Below are 17,714 nucleotides of genomic sequence, written 5' to 3' on the forward strand. Positions count from 1 at the left end.
GGTCAGTCGCGCCACGGCAGCAGCACCGCCGACGGCACGCCGCCGAGGAACCGGAACGGCGACACGTACTCGCCGTCGATGCGGACGCCGAGGTGCAGGCACTCGTCGTCGCAGTGTCCGCCGGTCGCGACCGATCCGATCGGGTCGCCCGCGTGCACCGCCAGGCCGACCTCGACGCTCGCCTCGATCGGTTCGTACGAGCTCAGTACCCCGTGACCGTGGTCGATCGTGACGACCTCGCGTCCGGCGACCATGCCCGCGAACACGACGACGCCGTCGGCGGGCGCGGCGACCACGGCGCCGGGTGCCACCGTGAGATCGATGCCGCGATGGCCCGAGGAGTACGGCGTCGCCGGAGCCCGGAACGCCTGCGCGACGAAGATCGGCGGCTCGACCGGCCAGACCCAACCGGGGTCGATGCTCGGGCCGAGGGATCCGGTCGACAGGGGCGTGGCCGGCGGGGTCACCGCGGCGGCCGACGCTGCGGCCGCGCCCATGCCGACGATCGCCGCGAGCGAGAGGATGAGGATTCGACGAGTCATCCGGTCAGCATCCTCGGCGCTGCGCGACATGCGACCCGATGCCGCCCGCCCTGTGGGCCGGCACTGCCCGCGACCGGGCTGGGGAGGAGGGCTCCCGTGGTAGCATATCAGGAGCGCCCCGCGTGTCGGGGCGACTACGCGTGCCCATTCGGCAGACGACTCCATCGGTCCTCCTCCTCGCTCACTGCGGGGAGTCGGCGGAGCGTGCCGGGCACCAGGGCTTCCGGCCGCCGGCCGGCAGCAGACAACCGAGAACAGAAGGAGAACGGCTCATGGCCGTCGTCACCATTCGCCAGCTGCTCGACAGCGGCGTGCACTTCGGGCACCAGACCCGCCGCTGGAACCCGAAGATGAAGCGCTTCATCTTCACCGAGCGCTCGGGCATCTACATCATCGACCTGCAGCAGTCGCTCGCCTACATCGACAAGGCGTACGACTTCGTCAAGGAGACGGTCGCCCACGGCGGCACCATCCTCTTCGTCGGCACGAAGAAGCAGGCGCAGGAGTCGATCGCCGAGCAGGCGCAGCGCGTCGGCCAGCCGTTCGTGAACCAGCGCTGGCTCGGCGGCCTCCTCACCAACTTCTCGACGGTGTCGAAGCGTCTCGCCCGCATGAAGGAGCTCGAGGAGCTCGACTTCGAGGGCACCACGAGCGGCTTCACCAAGAAGGAGCTCCTCCTCAAGAAGCGCGAGCTCGACAAGCTGCACAAGTCGCTCGGCGGCATCCGCAACCTCACCAAGACGCCGTCGGCGCTGTGGGTCGTGGACACGAAGAAGGAGCACCTCGCCATCGACGAGGCGAAGAAGCTCGGCATCCCCGTCATCGGCATCCTCGACACCAACTGCGACCCCGACGAGGTGCAGTACCCGATCCCGGGCAACGACGACGCGATCCGCTCGGTGAGCCTGCTCACCCGCATCATCGCCGACGCCGCCGCCGAGGGCCTTATCCAGCGCCACCAGAAGCCCGAAGAGGGCGAAGAGGCCGAGCCGCTCGCCGAGTGGGAGGCCGAGCTCCTCCAGGCGTCGACCGAGACCACCCCCGAGCAGTCGTCGGCCGAGACCGAGAAGGTCGCCGAGACCGAGACCGAGGCCGAGGCCAAGGCCGAGGCTGCCGAGGTCGTCGACGAGGCCGCGACCGAGATCGCCGCGACCGAGTCGGCCGCGGACGAGGCCGGCGAGGCTGCGGCCGAGCAGGCCGACGCGCCCGCCGCCGAGTAGTCGACACCCACCACACTTCGAACGACAGGGAGTCCATTCCACATGGCCAACGTCAGCATCGCCGACATCAAGGCGCTTCGCGAGCAGCTCGGTACCGGCATGACCGACACCAAGAACGCGCTCGTCGAGGCCGACGGCGACATCGAGAAGGCGACCGAGATCCTTCGCCTGAAGGGTGCCAAGGGCAACGCCAAGCGCGCCGACCGCTCGACCTCCGAGGGCCTCGTGGCCGCCGTCGACAACGGCGACGGCACCGCGACCCTCATCGAGCTGGCCTGCGAGACCGACTTCGTCGCCAAGGGCGACAAGTTCGTCGGCCTCGCCGACCGCGTGCTCGCCGCCGTCGCCGCGTCGCGCGCCGAGACCGTCGAGGCCGCCCTGGCCGCGCCGGCCGAGGGCAAGACCGTCGCCGAGGTCATCGACCAGGACGCCGCGATCCTCGGCGAGAAGGTCGAGCTGCGCCGCGTGCGTCTCGTCAAGGGCGAGCACTTCTCGATCTACCTGCACAAGACCTCGAAGGACCTGCCCCCGCAGGTCGGCGTGGTCCTCGGCTACGCGGGCGCCGACGCCGACACGGCTCGCTCGATCGCGCAGCACATCTCGTTCGCGAACCCCGAGTACCTCACCCGCGAGGACGTCCCCGAGGAGGCGGTGGCCAACGAGCGCCGCATCGTCGAGGAGATCTCGCGCAACGAGGGCAAGCCCGAGGCCGCGCTGCCGAAGATCATCGAGGGTCGCCTCGGTGCCTTCTTCAAGCAGGTCGCGCTGCTCGAGCAGGACTACGCGAAGGACAACAAGCTCACCATCAGCAAGGTCCTCCAGGACGCGGGCCTGACGGTCAGCGACTTCGCCCGCTTCAAGGTCGGCGCGTAGGTTTCGCCAAGGGGAGTCCGGATCATCGATCCGGACTCCCCTTTTCATGCGCCCGGATGCCTCGCCCGAGACATCCGTCGCATCGCATCTGCTGAGCGCAGACACGAACCACTAGTTTTGACACAGGGCTGACCTGAAGGGACGGCAGGGGATGACGGATCGCAGACGCAGGGTGATGCTGAAGCTCTCGGGGGAGGCGTTCGGCGGCGGTGCACTCGGGGTGAACCCCGACGTGGTGAGCGCGCTGGCACGTGAGATCGCGCAGGCCGCACAGGACGTCGAGGTGGCGATCGTCGTCGGCGGCGGCAACTTCTTCCGCGGCGCCGAGCTCTCGCAGCGCGGCATGGACCGCGGGCGCGCCGACTACATGGGCATGCTCGGCACGGTGATGAACTCGCTCGCGCTGCAGGACTTCCTCGAGCAGGCGGGCGCCGAGACCCGCGTGCAGTCGGCGATCGAGATGACGCAGGTCGCCGAGCCGTATATCCCGCGGCGTGCCGAGCGGCACCTCGAGAAGGGCCGCGTGGTGATCTTCGGCGCCGGCGCCGGGCTGCCGTACTTCTCGACCGACACGGTCGCCGCCCAGCGCGCGCTCGAGATCGGCGCCGACGTCGTGCTGGTCGCCAAGAACGGCGTCGACGGCGTCTACTCCGATGACCCGCGCATCAACCCCGCGGCCGAGAAGATCGACGAGATCTCGTATCAAGAGGCGCTGCAGCGCGGCCTCAAGGTGGTCGACTCGACCGCGTTCAGCCTCTGCATGGACAACGGCATGCCCATGCAGGTGTTCGGCATGGAGCCCGAGGGCAACGTGACGGCCGCCATCCTCGGCGCCAGCCTCGGCACGATCGTGCGCAACGGCGCCCCGGCGGCGGTTCGCTGAACCGGCCGCTCGATAGACTGTCCCGAGTAGCGAACGAAGGAGCTCCCGTGATCGCGGATGTACTGTCCGATGCCACCGCACGCATGCAGAAGGCCGTCGAGGTCGCGAAGGACGACTTCGCGACGGTGCGCACCGGGCGGGCGAACCCCCAGCTCTTCCAGAAGATCATGGTGAGCTACTACGGCACGCCCACGCCGCTCGCGCAGCTGGCCTCGCTCACCAACACCGAGGCGCGCACGTTGGTCGTGACGCCGTACGACAAGAGCGCACTGCGCGACATCGAGCAGGCGATCCGTGACACGCCGAACATCGGTGCCAACCCGACCAACGACGGCAACCTGATCCGCGTCACGCTGCCCGAGCTGACCGAGGAGCGCCGCAAGGAGTACGTGAAGATCGTCCGCTCCAAGGCCGAGGACGCGCGGGTGTCGGTGCGCAACATCCGTCGCAAGGCGAAGGACGACCTCGACGCACTGAAGGGCGAGGTCGGCGACGACGAGGTGGCCCGCGCCGAGAAGGAGCTGGAGCACGTCACGAAGGGCCACGTCGACCAGATCGACGATGCGCTCAAGCGCAAGGAATCCGAACTCCTCGAGGTCTGAGGCGAGATGTCAGGCGTCCCCGAGGGGGAGCGGCCGAGCGCCGAGGAGGACGACCCGTCGGTCTCGCGTGAGGACTTCCGCACCCAGGTGCATGCGAAACGCGCCGAGTTCGAGCGGCAGTTCGAGGCGGGGCGCGCACAGTTCGATCAGGCGCAGGAGAAGATCAAGGCCCGGACGGGCCGAAACCTCATCCTGGCGATCCTGATCGGGCTGGCGTTCGGCGGCGCGCTGCTGCTGAGCCTGCTCGTCATCAAAGAGCTCTTCATGGTGTTCGCGGTCGTCGTCGCCGGCTTCGCGAGCCTCGAGCTCACGCAGGCGTTCCGCCGCGCCAGGATCCGCGTGCCCGTGGTGCCGACGGTCGCCGTCGCGGTGCTTACGGTGCCGGTGGCGTACTATTTCGGGGCCGGCGGTCAGTTCGTCGCGGTGGTCGCGGGCATCGCTGTCGTCACGCTGTGGCGGCTCGTCGAGGCTGCGTTCCAGCGGCGGTCGGATGCCCCGAGCCGCAACGGTCTCGTCGGCGATCTCGCCGCGGGGGCGTTCGTGCAGGGGTACGTGACGTTCCTCGCGACGTTCGCGGTCGTGCTCACCGCCGCCGACGGGGGCCAGTACTGGACGCTCGCGTTCATCATCATCGCGGTCGCCGCAGACACCGGCGCGTACGCGTTCGGGCTCTCGTTCGGCAAGCACCCGATGGCGCCCGTGATCAGCCCCAAGAAGACCTGGGAGGGCTTCGCCGGCGCAGCCGGCGTGAGCCTGGCCGCCGGCGCCCTGTGCGCGGTGTTCATGCTCGGCGAGCCGTGGTGGTTCGGCTTGCTGTTCGGCGCCGCGATCCTGTTGACCGCGACCCTCGGCGACCTCGCGGAGTCGCTCATCAAGCGCGATCTCGGCATCAAGGACATGAGCTCCTGGCTTCCGGGCCACGGCGGGTTCCTCGACCGGCTGGACTCGATCCTGCCCTCCGCGGCGGTCGCGTTCGTGGCGTTCCGGTTCTTCGGATGAGCGTGCGCGATACTGGTGCGGTGGATTCGACGTTCCCCCGTGCCCGCAAGCCCCAGCTCGGCTATCGGGTCGACCAGGTCGAGGAGTTCCTCGCGGTCGCACGCCGTGCGTTCGAGGGCCAGCCGCTGCCCGACGATCCCGAGTTGAGCGCCGAGAGCATCCGGCTCACCGCCTTCGCCGTGCAGAAGGGCGGATACTCGACGGCGCACGTCGACGCCGCGCTCGAGCGCCTCGAGGATGCGTTCGCGGCGAAGGAGAAGCGCATCGCCGAACGGCTGCACGGCGACGAGTCATGGCTGGTCGAGGCCCGGACGACCGCGCAGGTGGTCTCGAACCGCCTCGCGCGCCCCGAGGGTCAGCGATTCGACCGGATGAGCCCGCTCGTGCTCGGCTACCACGTGCGCGACGTCGACAAGTTCGCCGACCGCCTGGCTCGGTACTTCCGCGACGGATGGCCGATCAGCGTCGACGACGTACGGTCGGTCTCGTTCCGCGCTCAGCGTGGCGGATACCGGGAGGCGCAGGTCGATCTCGTGCTCGACGCGGTCGTCGACGTCATGCTCGCGGTGCGATGACGACGGCGGTGCACCCCGGCCCCTTCGGTTCGCTACACTCGACCCATCGTGGGTAGGCATTCAGGATCGCAGTCGGTGGGTACCGCCCCGACGTCACGCGAACCGATCCGCGGTGGGGTCCGTTCCCAGGCCAAGCAGACGGCCGTCGTGCTGTTCGCGTCGTTCGCCGTCTTCGGTCTCGTGTTCGTCAATATGGTCGACCCCTACGGTGGTGCGAGCGCCTCGGCCGGGTTCCGTACCGGCGGCCCGCTCTTCGGCGCCGACGCACAGCGCATGACCGCGTCGGGCGAGTACCAGGTCACCGTTTCGAACGAGTCCTACTCCGTCGAGCTCAAACCCGAACAGCAGGAGTCCACGGCCGCCTCGAGCGGGTGGGCGCCGCCCGCCGTCACGCCCGATCCCGGTTCGGCGCAGGCGTACGCGGCCGAGGCCGTCGCGGCACGCGGTTGGCCCGGCACCGAGTTCGACTGCCTGGTCGCCCTCTGGGCCAAGGAGTCGGGCTGGCGGGTCAATGCGTACAACGCGGGCAGCGGCGCCTACGGCATCCCGCAGGCCCTGCCGGGCTCGAAGATGGCGTCGGCCGGTGCCGATTGGGAGACGAACGCGGCGACCCAGGTCGAATGGGGGCTCGGCTACGTGCAGGGCCGGTACGGCACGCCCTGCGGCGCCTGGGCGCACTCGCAAGACTCCGGCTGGTACTGATCTCGACCGGCGCCGACCCGCCGTAGACTGGAACGCATGCCCCCCACCAGCCGGAACCGCGGTCGCGCGGCTCGAGCGAAGGAGGGGCATCCCGAACTCGACGTCGAACGCCTGACATCCGGGTGGAAGCGCACCGAAGTGCGTGGCGGCCGCGAATGGTACGTCCAGCCCGTGTCCGAGCGTCAGGCCGTCAAGTCGTACACCTGCCCGAGTTGCGGGCGTGAGGTGCCGCCCGCCTCGGCGCATCTCGTCGTCTGGCGTGCCGACGGCGTGCTGGGCGACCAGGCCGACCTCGCCGCCCGCCGCCACTGGCACACCCACTGCTGGAGGACGACCAACCCGTGACCGAGTCGATCGAGATCCGCTCCGCCGTCGAACTGCCCGCCGTGCGCGAGGACATCGAGTTGCACACCAGCGACGGCCTCACCCTCGTCGGCGAGCTCGCCACGCCGGTCGAGCGGCCGGCCGTCGCCACCCTGGTCACCCTGCACCCGCTGCCGACCCACGGCGGGTTCATGGACTCGCACGTGCTGCGGAAGGCGGCCGCCCGGCTGCCCGCGATGGTGGGGTTCGCGGTGCTGCGGTTCAACACCCGTGGCACGTCGTCGCCGCGCGGACGCAGTCAGGGCGAGTTCGGAGACGGTGTCGCCGAACGGGCCGATGTCGCGGCCGCCGTCGCGTTCGTGCGCGAGCGCGGGCTGCCCAAGCCGTGGCTGGTCGGCTGGTCGTTCGGCACCGAGCTGGCGCTGAAGTACGGCCTCGAGCACGACATCGAGGGCGTCATCCTGCTCTCGCCACCGCTGCGGCGTACCACGCCGGCCGAGCTCGCTCGGTGGAACGGCGCGAGCGTGCCGGTGGTGGCGGTCGTTCCCGAGCACGACGACTTCCTGCAGCCGGCCGAGGCGGCCGAGCAGTTCGCCGCCGTGCCTCACGCGCGGGTCGTCCCGGTCGAGGGCGGCAAGCACCTCTGGGTCGGCGAGAGCCAGACCCGTCGGGTGCTCGACGAGATCGTCGAAACCGTGCTGCCCGGCTCGGCACCGCTGCCGACGACTTGGCCCGCCGACGCGGCTCGCTGAGCTCAGCGCTCGTTCTGGCGGGGGATCACGACCTGCTTGATGATGAGCAGCGCGGCCGCGGCAACAGGGATCGCGATGAGCGCGCCGAGGATACCGAGCAGCGTGCCGCCGGCCAGCGCGGCGATGACGACGACCGCCGCGGGAACCTTCACGGCGCGGTTCATGATGCGCGGCGACAGCACGTATGCCTCGACCTGCATGTACAACAGGTAGTAGATCGCCGCGACGAACGCCGTCAGCGGCGAGCCGAGCCCCGGCAGCAGGCAGACCAGCACGATCAGCACCGAACCGGTCAGCGTGCCGACGAGCGGCACGAGCGAGAACATGAACGCGATGAACGCCAGCACGGCGGGAAACGGCGCCCCGATGACCGATAGGAACACGAAGCTGAGCACTCCGTTGATCGCCGCCAGCGAGACCTGTCCGATGACGTAGTGCCCGACCGAGTCGGTGATCTGGTCGGTGAGGTCGGCGAACCGGGCGCGCTGAGTGGCCGGCACGAGCTGGAAGAGGCCCCGCTTCATCGGGTTCAGCGACGCGGTGAAGTACAGCGTGAGGATCGTGACCACGACGACCCCGAACACGCCGCCGCCGATCGCGATGGCGACCTGCCAGATGCCGCCCGCGAGTTCGCTCACGCGGATCGGGTTGCTCACGATGTCGAGCACCGCGTTCGAGAGGTTCTCGTAGATCTCGCGCACGCGCAGCTGCGGGAACTGCTGCTGCAACTGGTCGAGCCACTCGGTGGTGCTGAAGCGGGCGATGACGGCCGGCGCCTGCTCGACGAGCTGGCTGACCTGGTCGACCACGATCGGGATGACCGCGAGCAGCAACGCGGTGGCGACCGCGGCGACCACCGCGAGCACCACGAGGATCGCGCTCCAACGTGGAAGCCCCCGGCGCTCGAGCCACGCGATCGCGGGCTCGAGGCCGAGGGCGAGGAAGAGCGCGGCTCCGACGTAGGTGAGGATCGTCGAGAGACTCGCGACCGAGTAGAGGATGAGGAGGCCGACCCCGACACCGAGCGTGCCGATCAGTCCGACCCGGAACGCGTGATCGATGCGCACGGCCGGCCCCCGTCGACTCAGGCCTGCTGTCCGGCGGCGACCTGCTCAGCCTGGGTGAGCACGCCGCGCAGGCTCTCGAAGTAGCCGGCGACCGCGTCGCGCTCGATGCGGATCTGCGCGAGGCGGTCCTCGGCGTCGGCGACCAGAGCGCGGGTGCGCTCGTCGGCGTCGGCGATCAGCTTGCGTGCCTGAGCGTGAGCGTCGGCGACGCGCTTGCTCGCCTCCTCCTCGGCCTTCTCGCGGAGGCCGTTGATCTCGCTGCGGATCTCGGCCTCGAGTCGCTCGGCCTCGGCACGCGCCTCGGCGGTGCGTGCGGTCGCCTCGGCGAGCTCGGCGTTCGCGTCGTCGAGGAACTTCTGGGTCTCGGCGACGGCCTCGCGGTGACGGACGAGCAGCTCCTGCTCGGCCTCGTCGCGCTTGGTGGCGAGCTCGGCCTCGAGGTCCATACGGGCCTGCTCGACCTCGCGACGCATGCGGTTGACCTCGTGCGTGGTCTTCTTGCGCATCGCGGTGAGCTGGTTGTCGAGGTCGATGCGGGCCTGCTCCGCCTCGGCCTCGAAGTCGGCGCGGGCCTGCTCTTGCTCGAGGGCGAGGTCGGCGCGCATCTGCTCGAGCTCGGCGGCGTGCTTGGTGCGGATCCGCTCGAGCTCGTGCGTGAGCTTCAACCGAGCGGTCTCGGTCTCGCGACCGAGGTCGACCTTCACCTGCTCGCGTTCCTCGTCGAGCTTCGCCCGTGCTGCGGCGAGCTCGCGGTCGAGGTCGGTGCGAGCCTGCTCGAGCTCGTGCTCGAGGGTCGCGCGACGCTCGGCGATCTCGGCCTCGATGGCGTCCTTCGCCTCGGCGGTCTGCCGGTCGAGATCGATGCGGGCCTGCTCGGTCTCACGGGCGAGGTCGATGCGCGCCTGCTCGGTCTCCTTGGCCAGCTCGGCGCGCTGGCGGTCGAGCTCGATCGCCACCTCGGCACGGGTCTGCTCGGTCTCCTGCTGGAGCCCGGCCGCGGTCGCGCGCGCCTCGGTCGCCTCGGCGTTCGCCTCGACGAGCAGCTGCTTGGCCGTGCGCTCGGCCTCGGCGACCGTCGCAGACGCCTCGCGCTTGGCGCTCGAGCGGGTCTCGGCGGCCTCGGTGGCGGCGGCACCGCGGATGGCGGCCGCGTCGCGGGCGGCGTCCTGGCGGAGCTGCTCGCTCGCCTCCTGCGCGCGCGACACCGTGTCGTCGGCCTCGGAACGCGCATTCTCGAGGATGCGCGCCGACTGCGAGCGGGCTTCGCTCAGGGTCCGGTCGGCGAGCTCCTGCGCGTCGGCCTTCATGAGGTGCGCGTCGTCCTCGGCGGCACGACGCAGCTTCTCGGCGTCGATGTCGGCCTGGGCGATCAGTCGGGTCGATTGCTCCTCGGCGACGCGGAGCGTGTTCTCGAGCTTCGTGCCGAGGCCCGAGAACGTGGGGCTGCCGACCTCTTCGAGCTCGGCGGTGAGTTCTTCGATGCGTGCAAGGAGACGCTTGTTCTCCTTGGTGAGATCGCCGATCTGGCTGTTCGCGGTGATGACGTCGCGACGCAGCCCGTTGATGCTGCGATCGACCTCGTCCTTGTCGTATCCGCGGAACACCTGGGTGAACTCGGTCTCTTCGACGGCCATGCTTCCTCCGGGTCGTGTCCCGCGATGTGGGGGGCGTGCGGGATCCGCATCCGATTGTACGGGCGCAAGCCGTGCTGAGGCGCCCGGATTCGCACCAGTCCGGCGGCGTCTCGAAACGGAGGGCGCCGGGCTGCTCCGCGCCACGTCCAGCGTTCCGTGAGCGCGCTCCCAGATCCGCCCGATAGTGTGGGGTGTTCATGTCATCCGGTCGCGTCAGCGACCCCGGAGGGAGTTGATCCGTGCGGTTCGTCCTCGCCATCGCGGCGTTCTTCGCCGCGGCAGTGATGATCGGGCTCGGCATCGCCCAGCGCACCGTGTTCCTGGAGCCCGACCGCGTGTCCCTGGTCGCCGAGCTGGATCCCAGTGCGGCGTCGTACGCGGTCATCCAGCCGGACGCGCTCGCCGCGCACACCGGCGGCCAATCGATCCAGGTGTCCTCGACGGGCGGCACCGTCTTCGCGGCGTACGGGCGCAGCGCCGACGTCACCGCATGGATCGGCGACGACCCCTATCTCTCGGTCGGGTTCGACCCCGAGTCGGGTGAGCTCGTCACCGAGCTGCGTGAACCTGACGAGGAGTCCGACGACGCGACCGGGTCCGACGACACGACCACCGGCGGCACCGCCCGCCCCGCTCCGACCGCGACGCCCGCAGTGCCCGCCGACCCCGCTGCGCCCGCCGATCCGGCCGCACCGACGGCAACCCCCGCTCCGGGCGAGACCGCGGCGGAGCCGGTCGTATCGCCCGCCGGCAGCGACCTCTGGCTCGACCAGCTGAGCGCCGACCGGCGTGCCTCGATGACGGTCGACCTGCCCGCCGGGGTGTCGGTCATCGTTGCATCCGGAAGCGAAGACCCCCTGCCCGACACGGTGGCGATCGCCTGGCCGCTCGACAACTCGACGCCGTGGGCCGGGCCGCTCATCGTCGGCGGCGCCGCGCTCTTCCTGGTCGGCGCCGCGCTGCTCGTGTCGGGCATCATCGGGCACCGCCGCTCGCGCGGGCCGCGACGCAACGTGCCGAAGGGCCGGCAGAAGCTGCCCAGCGCCCCGAAGCCCAACCGCCTCGCCCTCGGCGGCGGGCGCAAGTCGGGTGGTCGCCGTGCCATGGCCGCGACCCTGCTCGTCGTGCCGGCCCTCGCCCTGACCTCGTGCTCGGCCGACTACTGGCCGAGCTTCGAGAACGCGCCCGCACCCACCGAGACCGCCGCGGCGACCCCCGGGGCCGAGACCTCGGCGCCCGAGGAGGAGCCGGTCGAGCCCGTCGTCTCGGTGTCCCAATGGGAGCGCATCATGGCGCGGATCGCGACATTCACCGCCGATGTCGATCTGAGCCGCGACGGCGACCTGCTCGCCGAACGCTTCGCCGGCCCCGCCCTCGAGGCACGCCGTGCGAATTACTCGATCCGCGCTGCGCTGCCCGAGTACGCGGCGCCGCCGGCGATCCTCGCCGAGCCGCTCACGCTGATCCTGCCGCAGCAGGCGAAGGCCGACCAGTGGCCGCGCACCGTCATGACGGTCGCCACGAACGACGACGACGAGACCGTGCCGCCGAACGTGCTGGTGCTCACCCAGGCCGCACCGCGCGAGAACTACAAGGTCGTCTACGCCATGTCGCTCGCGCCCGACCCCGGGTTCCCCGAGGTCGCGCCGGCATCGGTGGGCGCCCCGCTCATCTCGCCCGACTACAAGGGCCTCGTGCTGCCGCCGAGCGGGGTCGGGGCCGCGTTCGCTTCGGTCGTGCAAGACGGCCCTGAGAGCGCGCAGGCCGAGCTGTTCGACCTCGACGACACCGAGCTCGACAATCTGCTCGATGCGGCGACCCGCAAGAGCGAGGTGCAGGGCGCGAACCCGACCGTGACGCTCGACGTCGCCACGAGCATCGCCGATCAGCCGGTCGTCGCGCTCGGCACCATCGACGCGGGTGCGCTGGTGTCGACCACCATCCTGCGCGTGGAGCAGAGTCGCCCGAACGACGGCGGCACCACCGGCTTCCAAGAGGGCGGACCCGCTCGCGCGCTGTCGGGCTTCACCGCGCAGAGCGCGAAGGGCGTGCAGTCCACCCGCGCCGTACAGATTCTGTTCTCGGTGCCCAGCGTCGGATCGGGCGACCAGATCCGAGTGCTCGGCTGGTCCGAGAGCGTCATCGCAGCATCGGAGATCCCGTGACCAACGCCAACGAACCCGCCGCGGCCCTGCGTGGCGCCGTCGACCTCTCCTCGCTCGCCGCGCGTGCGGCGGCTCCTGCTGACGGGGCCGCTGCGCCGCAGGTCGCCACCGACGCGCTCGTGCGCGAGACGGATGACTCGGGCTTCGCGCCGATCCTCGAGCTGTCTCGCACCGTGCCCGTCGTGGTCGCCCTGTGGGCGTCGTGGAGCGAGGCATCCGGTCAGCTCGTCGACACCCTCGCTGGTCTCGTGCGCGCCCGAGGCGGCGCGCTCGTGCTGGCCGCCGCCGACGCCGACCGCAGCCCCCAACTCGTGCAGGCGCTGCAGGTGCAGGCGATCCCCACGGTCGTCGCGCTCGTGGCCGGTCAGCCGGTGCCGCTGTTCCAGGGCGTGCAGCCCGACGACGTCATCGACCAGGTGTTCGATCAGCTGCTGCAGCTCGCCGCGCAGCACGGCGTGACCGGGCGCGTCGCCGACGGCGACGGTGAGCCGGGCGCCGTACCCGAACCCGAGGAGCCGCCGCTGCCGCCGCTGCACCAAGAGGCGTTCGATGCGATCTCGCGGGGCGACTTCGCCGCAGCCCAGCAGGCGTACCGCACCGCGATCGCGCAAGACCCGCGCGATGCGCTCGCGGTCGCCGGACTCGCACAGGCGAACCTGCTCGGGCGCCTGCAGGGCAAGACGCTCGACGAGATCCGCAATACCGCCGCGGCGAACCCGGGTGACCTCGATGCGCAGCTCGACGTCGCCGACCTCGACCTGTCGGGCGGGCACGTCGACGACGCGTTCGCGCGCCTGCTCGACCTGTTCCCGAGCCTCGACCAGCCCGGTCGCGATCGGGTGCGCGAGCGGCTCGTCGAGCTGTTCGAGGTGGTGGGCACCGACGACGAGCGCGTCGCCGCCGCGCGCCGCCGGCTCGCGAACCTGCTGTACTGAACGCGGCCGCTCAGCCTTCGAAGCGGAACCACACCGCGCCCAGCGGCGGCAGCGTGAAGGTCGCCGATGCGGCCCGGCCGGCCCACGGGGCATCCGTCGCTTCGACCGCGCCGAGGTTGCCGACGCCCGAGCCGCCGAACTCCGTGGCATCCGAGTTCAGGATCTCGATCCACCGACCCGCCGCCGGAACCCCCAGCCGGAAGCCCTCGTGCGGCATGCCCGCGAAATTCACGATGCACAGCAGCGGCGTGCGCGCCCGGTCGTAGCGCAGGAACGCGATCACGTTCGCCTGCGCCGCGCCGCCCTCGACCCACTCGAACCCGTCGGAGTCGTCGTCGAGCTCCCAGAGCTGGGGCAGGTCGCGGTAGGTGCGGTTGAGTGCCCCCACGAACTCGGCGAGCTGGCGGTGCGAGGGCTGGTCGAGCATCCACCAGTCGAGCCCGCGCTCCTCGCTCCACTCGCTGAGCTGGCCGAACTCCTGCCCCATGAACAGCAGCTGCTTGCCGGGGTGCGCCCACATGTACGCGAGGTAGGCGCGGGTGTTCGCGAGCTGCTGCCAGTGGTCGCCGGGCATCTTGTGCACGAGCGAACCCTTGCCGTGCACGACCTCGTCGTGGCTGATCGGCAGTACGAAGTGCTCACTGAACGCGTACAGGAACGAGAAGGTGAGGTCGTGGTGGTGGTACGACCGGTACATCGGGTCGTTCTGGATGTACTCGAGGGTGTCGTGCATCCACCCCATGTTCCACTTGTAGCCGAAGCCGAGGCCTCCCGAGCTGGTCGGCGCCGTGACCCCCGGCCACGAGGTCGACTCCTCGGCGATCATCACGATGCCGGCGTTGCGCTTGTACGCGGTCGCGGTCGCCTCCTGCAGGAACCCGATCGCCTCGAGGTGCTCGCGGCCGCCGTAGACGTTGGGCAGCCATTCGCCCGGCTCGCGCGAGTAGTCGAGGTAGAGCATGGATGCCACGGCGTCGACCCGCAGCCCGTCGACGTGGAACTCCTCGAACCAGAACAGCGCGTTCGCGACGAGGAAGTTGCGCACCCGCGGGTTGCCGAAGTCGAAGACGTGGGTGCCCCAGTCTTTCTGCTCGCCTCGGCGGGGGTCGGGGTGCTCGTACAGGGCCTCGCCGTCGAACCGGGCGAGCGCCCACGCGTCCTTCGGGAAGTGCCCGGGCACCCAGTCCATGATCACGCCGATACCCGCCTGGTGCAGGCGGTCGATGAGGTACCGCAGGTCGTCGGGGGAGCCGAACCGGCTCGTCGCCGCGTAGTACCCGGTGACCTGGTAGCCCCACGAACCGCCGAACGGATGCTCGGCGAGCGGCAGGAACTCGACATGCGTGTAGCCGAGCCAGTGCAGGTACTCGATGAGTTCGTCGGCGACGTCGCGGTAGCCCCTGCCCGGCCGCCACGATCCGAGGTGGAGTTCGTAGATGCTCATCGGGCGCGTGTGCGGGTTGGTCTCGGAGCGCCGGCGCATCCACTCGCCGTCGTTCCAGTCGTGGACGCTCTCGTCGACGATGGAGGCGGTCGCGGGTGCGACCTCGGCCCGGCGGGCCATGGGGTCGGCCTTCTCGATCCAGTCGCCTGACGCGGTGCGCAGCTGGAACTTGTACACCGCACCGGGGGCGAGCGCAGGCACGAACAGCTCCCACACCCCGCTCGCGCCCATGCTGCGCATGGCGTGGCCGGTGCCGTCCCAGTCGTTGAAGTCGCCGACCACCCGCGCCGCGGTCGCGCGCGGCGCCCAGACGGTGAAGGAAGTGCCGGCGACCGACGCGGAGACGCCCCAATGGTCGCGGTGGTGCGCGCCGAGTACCTTCCAGAGCTGTTCGTGCCGGCCCTCGATGATGAGGTGCAGGTCGAGTTCGCCGATCGTCGGCATGAACCGGTACGGGTCATCGCTCACCCACTCGGGTCCATCGTCGTAGCGCGACCGCACTCGGTAGTCGGTCGGGCCGAACCGCCCGGCGCCGACCCAGACACCCCACCCCACGTGCTCGAGCGGCAGCTCGGTGCCGTCGGCGAGCAGTGCGTCGACCGAGGCGGCGAGCGGCCGGCGCACGCGGATGACGGTGTGCGTGCGCCCGTCGCCGGGCACCTCGAAGCCGTGCTGGCCGAGCACGGAGTGCGGGTCGGAGTGCCGGCCCTCGCCGACCGCGGCGAGCACCTCCCCGGTGATCGGGGGAGCGGCGGGCGCGGTCTGGTCAGTCACTGGCGGTCCTCCGGGAACGGGTGCGGCGGGCGGGCGTTGCGTCGGCGCGGGTGCGGCGGGCGGGCGGTGCGTCGGGGTGCGCGGTGCGGGCGGATGCCTCGGTGCGGGCGTTGCGGCCGCGGGCCGCGGCCGGTTCGCGGATGACCCGCAGCACGTGGGCCGGTCGGGTGAAGGCGTCGAGTCGAACGTAGTTCGACGCCCCCCAGCTCCATCGGGCGCCGTCGACGAGGTCCTCCACCTCGAACGAGGCGCCGGGCTCGAGTCCGATCGCCTCGAGCTCGAGGTGCACGGTCGTCTCGCGCACCGAGTGCGGGTCGACGTTCACCACGACGATGATGGTGTCATCCGACCCGGTGCCGGTGAACCGAGCGTCGAGGTGCTTCGAGAACGCGAGCACCGCGGCGTCGTCGGTGGCGTGCAGGTGCAGATTGCGCAGCTGCTGCAGCGCCGGATGCTCGGCTCGGACGCGGTTGAGGATGCCGAGGTAGAGCGCGAGCGACCGACCCTCGCGCTCAGCGGCGGCGAAGTCGCGCGGCTTGTATTCGTACTTCTCGTTGTCGATGGCCTCTTCGGCGCCGGGTCGGGCGACGGATTCGAACAGCTCGAAGCCCGCGTAGACGCCCCAGGTCGGGGCCGCGGTCGCGGCGATCGTGGCGCGTACCGAGAATGCCGCCGGGCCGCCGAACTGCAGGTACTCGGTGAGGATGTCGGGGGTGTTCACGAACAGGTTCGGGCGCAGGAAGTCGGCCGTGTCGCGGCTGAGCGACACGAGGTACTCTTCGAGCTCCTCCTTGGTGTTGCGCCAGGTGAAGTAGGTGTACGACTGCTGGAACCCCACCGCTGCGAGCGCCTGCATGGGCGCCGGCCGGGTGAACGCCTCGGCGAGGAACACCACGCCGGGAGTCTCGGCCTCGACCTCCGCGATCAACCGCTCCCAGAACCACAGCGGCTTCGTGTGCGGGTTGTCGACGCGGAAGATGCGCACACCCTGGGCGATCCAGTGCCGCACGATGCGCAGCACCTCGGCGAAGATGCCGTCGGGGTCGTCGTCGAAGTTGACCGGGTAGATGTCCTGGTACTTCTTCGGCGGGTTCTCGGCGTAGGCGATCGTGCCGTCGGGCAGTCGGGTGAACCACTCGGGGTGCTCGGTCACCCAGGGATGGTCGGGCGAGGCCTGCAGCGCGAGGTCGAGCGCGACATCGATGCCGAGCGCGGCCGCGCGGCGCACGAACGCGCGGAAGTCGGCGAGCGTACCGAGGTCGGGATGGATCGCGTCATGGCCGCCCGCGGTGCCGTCGGCGAGCGGGCCGCCGATCGCCCAGGGCGAGCCCGGATCGCCGGGCTGCGGGTCGAGCGTGTTGTTGCGACCTTTGCGATTCGTCACCCCGATCGGATGGATCGGCGGCAGGTACACCACATCGAAGCCCATCGCGGCGACGCCGTCGAGGCGCTTTGCCGCGGTGCGGAACGTGCCCGACTGCCACGACCCGTCTTTTCGGCGCTTCGCGCCCTCGGATCGGGGGAAGAACTCATACCAGCTGCCGACTCCGGCCCGGCGGCGCTCGACGACGAGTTCGCGTTCGGCGGAGTCGGTCACGAGGCGCGCGAGCGGACGGTCGCGGAACTCCCCGAAGACCGGGTCGTCGAGCAGGGCGCGTCGGGCGGATGCCTCGGAGGCATCCGATCTCGCGGATGCCGCGTCGCCGCGCAGCGCGCTCGCGAGCGCGGTGAGCCGCCGTCGCGCCGCGATCGGCCGGGACTTCTCGGCCGCGGCCCGGTCGAGCAGGCTCGCGCCGAGCTCGTACATCACCTCGACGTCGACCCCGGCGTCGATCTTGATGGCGGCGTCGTGCCGCCAGGTCGCGATCTCGTCGCCGAATCCCGTGACATGCCAGCGCCACACGCCGATCTCGTCGAGCCGCGCAAGCGCTTCCCACCGGTCGGTGCCCGGCGCCACGGCCCGCATCCGTTCGCGCACCACTTCGCCGCTCGGCGCCGTGAGCACGAGCATCGCTCCGACGAGGTCGTGCCCCTCGCGGAACACGGTCGCGCCGAACGGCACCACCTCGCCCTCATACGCCTTCGGGCGCCAGCGATCGTCGAGGGGGGCCGGCGTGAGCCGGGTCACCGGGATGCGCCCGGCGAGCGGGGTCGGGGTCGTCACAGTTCCGACCGTAGCGCGGAATGGTGCGGCGCACGCGGCGGCCAGTTCACACGCTCGTC

General features: G+C 70.7%; 16 protein-coding genes. 11 read left to right on the top strand and 5 right to left on the bottom strand.

Annotated elements, in window-relative coordinates; translation table 11 throughout:
• Window positions 1-2: 2 nt before the first annotated feature.
• Window positions 3-542 (bottom strand): M23 family metallopeptidase, encoded by a 540-nt coding sequence (locus FLP10_RS15980; protein WP_246150057.1) that lies wholly within the window; start codon window positions 540-542, stop codon window positions 3-5.
• Window positions 543-814: 272 nt separating this feature from the next.
• Here FLP10_RS15980 and rpsB point away from each other — a divergent pair, with 272 nt between their 5' ends.
• The 9 genes from rpsB (at window position 815) to FLP10_RS16025 (ending at window position 7,472) form a co-directional block, all read left to right on the top strand.
• The gene (gene rpsB / locus FLP10_RS15985) at window positions 815-1,762 is read left to right on the top strand and encodes a 30S ribosomal protein S2 (RefSeq protein ID WP_149161767.1); all 948 of its coding nucleotides are present in this window, start codon (window positions 815-817) and stop codon (window positions 1,760-1,762) included.
• A 42-nt stretch (window positions 1,763-1,804) separates the two neighbouring features.
• Window positions 1,805-2,635: a translation elongation factor Ts gene (gene tsf, locus FLP10_RS15990; protein ID WP_149161768.1), complete on the top strand. Its 831-nt coding sequence runs from the start codon at window positions 1,805-1,807 to the stop codon at window positions 2,633-2,635.
• Between the two features lie 151 nt (window positions 2,636-2,786).
• The gene (pyrH, locus tag FLP10_RS15995) at window positions 2,787-3,518 is read left to right on the top strand and encodes a UMP kinase (protein ID WP_149161769.1); all 732 of its coding nucleotides are present in this window, start codon (window positions 2,787-2,789) and stop codon (window positions 3,516-3,518) included.
• 47 nt (window positions 3,519-3,565) lie between these two features.
• Window positions 3,566-4,120 (top strand): ribosome recycling factor, encoded by a 555-nt coding sequence (gene frr, locus FLP10_RS16000; protein WP_149161770.1) that lies wholly within the window; start codon window positions 3,566-3,568, stop codon window positions 4,118-4,120.
• Between the two features lie 6 nt (window positions 4,121-4,126).
• Entirely contained in the window at window positions 4,127-5,119 is a 993-nt protein-coding gene (locus FLP10_RS16005) for a phosphatidate cytidylyltransferase (protein WP_149161771.1), read from the top strand.
• Between the two features lie 20 nt (window positions 5,120-5,139).
• Window positions 5,140-5,694, top strand: a complete 555-nt coding sequence (locus FLP10_RS16010; protein ID WP_246150058.1) for a DivIVA domain-containing protein — start codon at window positions 5,140-5,142, stop codon at window positions 5,692-5,694.
• Between the two features lie 75 nt (window positions 5,695-5,769).
• Window positions 5,770-6,396, top strand: a complete 627-nt coding sequence (locus tag FLP10_RS17790; RefSeq protein WP_246150059.1) for an aggregation-promoting factor C-terminal-like domain-containing protein — start codon at window positions 5,770-5,772, stop codon at window positions 6,394-6,396.
• A 36-nt stretch (window positions 6,397-6,432) separates the two neighbouring features.
• Window positions 6,433-6,741, top strand: coding sequence for a hypothetical protein (locus tag FLP10_RS16020; RefSeq protein WP_246150060.1), 309 nt, complete (start codon window positions 6,433-6,435; stop codon window positions 6,739-6,741).
• On the top strand, window positions 6,738-7,472 hold the full coding sequence (locus FLP10_RS16025; RefSeq protein WP_425457620.1) for an alpha/beta hydrolase: 735 nt from the start codon (window positions 6,738-6,740) through the stop codon (window positions 7,470-7,472). The genes FLP10_RS16020 and FLP10_RS16025 overlap by 4 nt, the downstream gene beginning before the upstream one ends.
• Window positions 7,473-7,474: 2 nt before the next feature.
• On the opposite strand, the gene FLP10_RS16030 is transcribed toward FLP10_RS16025, so the two are convergent.
• Both FLP10_RS16030 and FLP10_RS16035 read right to left on the bottom strand, forming a co-directional pair.
• Entirely contained in the window at window positions 7,475-8,539 is a 1,065-nt protein-coding gene (locus FLP10_RS16030) for an AI-2E family transporter (RefSeq protein ID WP_149161773.1), read from the bottom strand.
• Between the two features lie 17 nt (window positions 8,540-8,556).
• Window positions 8,557-10,173 (bottom strand): DivIVA domain-containing protein, encoded by a 1,617-nt coding sequence (locus FLP10_RS16035; protein WP_149161774.1) that lies wholly within the window; start codon window positions 10,171-10,173, stop codon window positions 8,557-8,559.
• Window positions 10,174-10,412: 239 nt separating this feature from the next.
• On the opposite strand from FLP10_RS16035, the gene FLP10_RS16040 reads away from it, so the two are divergent.
• Window positions 10,413-12,338 carry a DUF8094 domain-containing protein gene (locus tag FLP10_RS16040; RefSeq protein ID WP_149161775.1) on the top strand — a complete coding sequence of 642 codons (1,926 nt, stop codon included), beginning with the start codon at window positions 10,413-10,415 and terminating at the stop codon, window positions 12,336-12,338.
• Window positions 12,335-13,273, top strand: a complete 939-nt coding sequence (locus tag FLP10_RS16045; RefSeq protein ID WP_149161776.1) for a co-chaperone YbbN — start codon at window positions 12,335-12,337, stop codon at window positions 13,271-13,273. Before FLP10_RS16040 ends, FLP10_RS16045 begins: the two co-directional genes overlap by 4 nt.
• A gap of 10 nt (window positions 13,274-13,283) precedes the next feature.
• On the opposite strand, the gene glgB is transcribed toward FLP10_RS16045, so the two are convergent.
• Together glgB and FLP10_RS16055 are read right to left on the bottom strand one after the other, a co-directional pair.
• Complete coding sequence (glgB, locus tag FLP10_RS16050) at window positions 13,284-15,491, bottom strand: 1,4-alpha-glucan branching protein GlgB (RefSeq protein WP_149161777.1); 2,208 nt, start codon at window positions 15,489-15,491, stop codon at window positions 13,284-13,286.
• Window positions 15,484-17,655, bottom strand: a complete 2,172-nt coding sequence (locus FLP10_RS16055; RefSeq protein WP_210418428.1) for a maltotransferase domain-containing protein — start codon at window positions 17,653-17,655, stop codon at window positions 15,484-15,486. The genes glgB and FLP10_RS16055 overlap by 8 nt, the downstream gene beginning before the upstream one ends.
• Window positions 17,656-17,714: the final 59 nt, after the last annotated feature.

Source organism: Agromyces intestinalis, from assembly GCF_008365295.1.
GTDB classification, from domain to species: domain Bacteria; phylum Actinomycetota; class Actinomycetes; order Actinomycetales; family Microbacteriaceae; genus Agromyces; species Agromyces intestinalis.